Below are 3,970 nucleotides of genomic sequence, written 5' to 3'. Positions count from 1 at the left end.
TGTTGTAACCCAGCGACGCGTCGATCGTCGGCAGATGGCCGGCGCGGGCGGAGGAGATGCTGTGCTCGCTCGACTCGACGCTGTACTGAGCGGCGAGAATGCTCGGGCTGCTCTTGACCGCTTCGGCCACCCAGGCCTTCGGATCGTTCGGGGTCGGGGGATCCATTGGCAGCTGCTCACGCAGCTTCTTCAGGTTGTCCGCCGGCTTGCCGGTGATCTGGGTGAGGGCTTCGCGCGAGTCGGCCAGGGTGTTCTCAGCCGTGATGACGGAGGCGACCGAGGTGTCGTGCTGGGCCTTGGCGTCCTGCACGTCCGTGATGGCGGACAGGCCGACGTCGAAACGCTGCTGCGCCTGTTCCAGCTGGCGGGCGAGGGCCTGCTCGTTGGCCTTGGCGAAGGTCAGGGCGTCGTCGTTGGTCAGGACCTGGAAGTAGGCCGTGGCCACGCGCGTCGCCAGCTGCTGGAGGGCGGCTTCGTACGTCGCGTTCTGCGAGTTGGCGGACGAATGCGCCGCCTGCAGGTCGGCGATCTGGCTGAAATTCAGCACGCTCTGGGTCACCGTCGCGCTCAGCGTACGCTCGCGGGTGTGGCCGATGTCGCTGCTCAGCAGCGGATTGCCGTTGCCGTCGAGGAGCGGGTTACCAGCGGCGTCGGTCAGCACCGAACGCGAGGGGCCTGCCGGGTTGGACTGGGTAATACCGACCGAGCCGTTGACCTGAGGCAGCAGCAACGCGCGTGCCTGATCCACGCCTTCGCCGGTGGCGAGACGGGTGGAATCGGCCTGCGACAGCACCGGATCGTTTGCACGCGCCTGGCGGTAGGCGTCGAGCAGGTCTTCAGCATGGCTCGCGAACGGCGTCGCGGCCAATGCAAGCGCGACGGTGAGCAGCTTCAAGCGCATGATTTCGCCTCGTGGGTGATGGGTAATCTTGTGGGTCAGAGCACGAAGCGCTTCACCGGCGCAGCGTGCGCCAGGTAGGGRAGGTCCGTTTCAAACAGCGATTCCTCGCGGAAGCGACCTTCACCCTCGTGGGTGAGGAGCACTGCCGTCTGCGCGGGGGAATCGCCGCGTACGACGAACATGCGCCCACCCGGCTTGAGCCAGCGCACGAACTTTTCGGGAACCGTGTGCACGGCACCGGTAATGACGACGGCATCGAAAACACCGGTCGGGTTGTAGCCGTTGACGGCCTCGGCGGTCTCCAGCGAGACGTTGGTCACCCCGGTCGCGGTGAGGCGCTGGCGAGCGGCCTCGACGAAGTCGGCGTGCATGTCGATGCTGGTCACGTGGGCGGAGAGGCGGGCGAGGCAGGCGGTAAGAAAGCCCGAGCCGGTGCCGATTTCGAGCACGGCGTCGGTCTTCTTCAGCTCCAGAGCCTGCAGCACGCGGCCTTCCACCACCGGCTTCATCATCACCTCGCCGTGGCCCAGGGGCAGGGTGAGGTCGGCAAAAGACACGTTGCGGTGGGCCGCTGCGACGAAGTCTTCGCGGCGGATACCCTTCAGGGTCTCGAGGACGTCGAAGTCCAGGACTTCCCACGGGCGAACCTGGTTTTCAACCATGTTCTGCCGGGCCTGCTCGAAATTCATCGCCATGGTGTTGGATTCCGTACGAAAAGCTATAAAAAGGTTCGAAAGGATAAGCGTTCGTAGCCCGCTTTCCCAATGTGTTAAGGCTGCGGTCCCCGCGCCACTCCTACTAAGTGCCGGAAGTCACCGGACAGAACTGACGGAAGTCATGTCCCGCCCTACGGTGGCTCGCTGGCGCCTGAACGGCGGGTGGCGCAAGTGCCTGATGCCCATGGGAACGGTAAGGGCCGGCCCCACTTCATTCTAAGGTAGACGGGCGGCCAGACCCTTACTTTTTCCTGCGGCGTGAATGACAACCATGACGTGCTGGAAATAACTGAACCGCTGCGTATAATAAAGTCATAATTTTTGTTTGTGAAGGTGTAGCCATGAACGCCAGCCCGAAAATGAAAACGCAGGGTCCCGGGCGTCCGAAGGATATGGAGAAGCGCGCGGCCATCCTCGATGCCGCCAAGGCGCTCTTCACCCAGGGCGGCTTCGCGGGAACCAGCATGGACGCCGTCGCGGCTTCCGCGGGCGTCTCCAAGCTCACCGTCTACAGCCATTTCGGCGACAAGGACAACCTCTTCCGCGAGGTCATCCGCGCCCACGTTCAGGAACGCCTCCCGGACGATCTCTTCGACTTCAGCCCGGGCGCGGACATCCGCGTAACCCTGAATAACATCGCCAGCCGCCACGCGGCGATGGAAACGAACGTCGAATCGGTCGGCACCTTCCGCGCCATCCTTTCCGACTGCCAGGCCGGCGGTAACCCGCGTTTCGGCCGGCTGGTATGGGAAGAAGGCCCGGTGCGCATGCACAAGCTGATGCAGCGCCTGCTCGACGGCGCCACGGAGCGCGGTCAGCTCGAGATAGCCGACACCTCGCGCGCCACCACGCAGTTCCTGGCCCTGCTCAAGGGCGACCTGCTGCTGCGTCGCCTGTTCGGTTGCGAAGACTGCGCCGTGCAGTTCGGCGAAGAGGTCAAGGCCAATGCCCTGGCCGCTGTCGAGATGTTCATCCGCGCTTACGAGCCGCGCCCGGACTGCTGAGCGCTCGCGTCCGACACCCGCTTCGTGGTTGAATCCCCCTCGAAGCGGGGGTGCCCAAGCGATTGCGCGGGCTGAGAGAGTCCCTTCGAACCTGATCCGGTCCGTACCGGCGTAGGAAGCTTCGTCCACGGGTAACGTGCGTCCGCGCACGTGTGCTTCCGTGGCGGCGCCGTCCGCTTCTCCCCTTATCCGCAAGGAACGAGAAGCCAATGAACGCCATGCCCTCCGATCTTGCCCGCGCCGCGCGCGAGCTGTCCGAAGCCGTTACCACGCCGATCGCCGGCTCGCGCAAGATCCACGTGACCGGCAGCCGCCCCGATCTGCGCGTGCCGCTGCGAGAGATCGTCCAGGCCCCCACGCCGACCCTGTTCGGCGGCGAAGAAAATCCCCCGATCGTGGCCTACGACACCTCCGGTCCCTACACCGATCCCGAGCACGCCGTCGATCTGGCCAGCGGTCTCCCGGCACTGCGTGCGCGATGGATCGCCGAACGGGGTGATGTCGAGCGTCTGGATGGCCTGTCTTCCGCCTTCGGGCGGGCGCGTGCCGACGATGCGCGCCTGGACCCCATCCGCTTCGGTACCCAGCGCATGCCCCTGCGCGCCAAAGCCGGCGCCAATGTCACGCAGATGCACTACGCACGCCGCGGCATCGTGACGCCGGAGATGGAATACATCGCCATCCGCGAGAACCAGCGTCTGGAGGCCCTCGTCGACAGCGCGCTTCGCGTTCAGCATCCGGGCGAATCCTTTGGTGCCTCGCTGCCGAGCCGGATCACGCCCGAATTCGTGCGCGATGAAGTGGCACGTGGCCGCGCGATCATCCCCGCCAACATCAACCACCCGGAAGTCGAGCCGATGATCATCGGCCGCAACTTCCTGACCAAGGTCAACGCCAACATCGGCAACAGCGCGGTGAGTTCGGGCATCGCCGAAGAGGTGGAGAAACTGGTCTGGGCGATCCGCTGGGGCGGCGACACGGTGATGGATCTCTCCACCGGCAAGCACATCCACGAAACACGCGAGTGGATCATCCGCAATGCGCCGGTGCCCATCGGCACGGTGCCGATCTACCAGGCGCTGGAGAAAGTAGGGGGCGTCGCCGAAGACCTCACCTGGGAGATTTTCCGCGATACGCTGATCGAGCAGGCAGAGCAGGGCGTCGACTACTTCACCATCCACGCCGGCGTGTTGCTGCGCTACGTGCCGCTCACCGCCAAGCGCGTCACCGGTATCGTCTCGCGCGGCGGCTCGATCATGGCCAAGTGGTGCCTGGCGCACCACCGCGAGAACTTCCTCTACACGCACTTCGAAGACATCTGCGAGATCATGAAGGCCTATGACGTGTCC

General features: G+C 64.9%; 4 protein-coding genes and 1 riboswitch. Of the genes, 2 read left to right on the top strand and 2 right to left on the bottom strand.

Annotated features, from left to right (window positions below; genetic code table 11):
- A partial coding sequence (locus tag AC1DSN_RS19615; RefSeq protein ID WP_477332358.1) for a TolC family protein occupies positions 1-901 on the bottom strand: 901 nt, incomplete at its 3' end.
- A 35-nt stretch (positions 902-936) separates the two neighbouring features.
- Complete coding sequence (locus tag AC1DSN_RS19610; protein WP_477332356.1) at positions 937-1,596, bottom strand: protein-L-isoaspartate O-methyltransferase family protein; 660 nt, start codon at positions 1,594-1,596, stop codon at positions 937-939.
- 362 nt (positions 1,597-1,958) lie between these two features.
- Here AC1DSN_RS19610 and AC1DSN_RS19605 point away from each other — a divergent pair, with 362 nt between their 5' ends.
- A complete protein-coding gene (locus AC1DSN_RS19605) occupies positions 1,959-2,621 on the top strand; it encodes a TetR/AcrR family transcriptional regulator (protein ID WP_063571981.1) in 663 nt (220 codons plus the stop codon).
- A 36-nt stretch (positions 2,622-2,657) separates the two neighbouring features.
- A riboswitch (TPP riboswitch) is annotated at positions 2,658-2,756 on the top strand.
- 74 nt (positions 2,757-2,830) lie between these two features.
- Positions 2,831-3,970, top strand: a 1,140-nt coding sequence (gene thiC, locus AC1DSN_RS19600) for a phosphomethylpyrimidine synthase ThiC (RefSeq protein WP_477332354.1), incomplete at its 3' end; no start/stop codon positions are given.

The organism is Luteibacter sp. P4_D7_3 (genome assembly GCF_056401735.1).
Note: the sequence above shows the minus strand (reverse complement) of the source record. Positions and strands in the feature narration are given on the sequence as shown.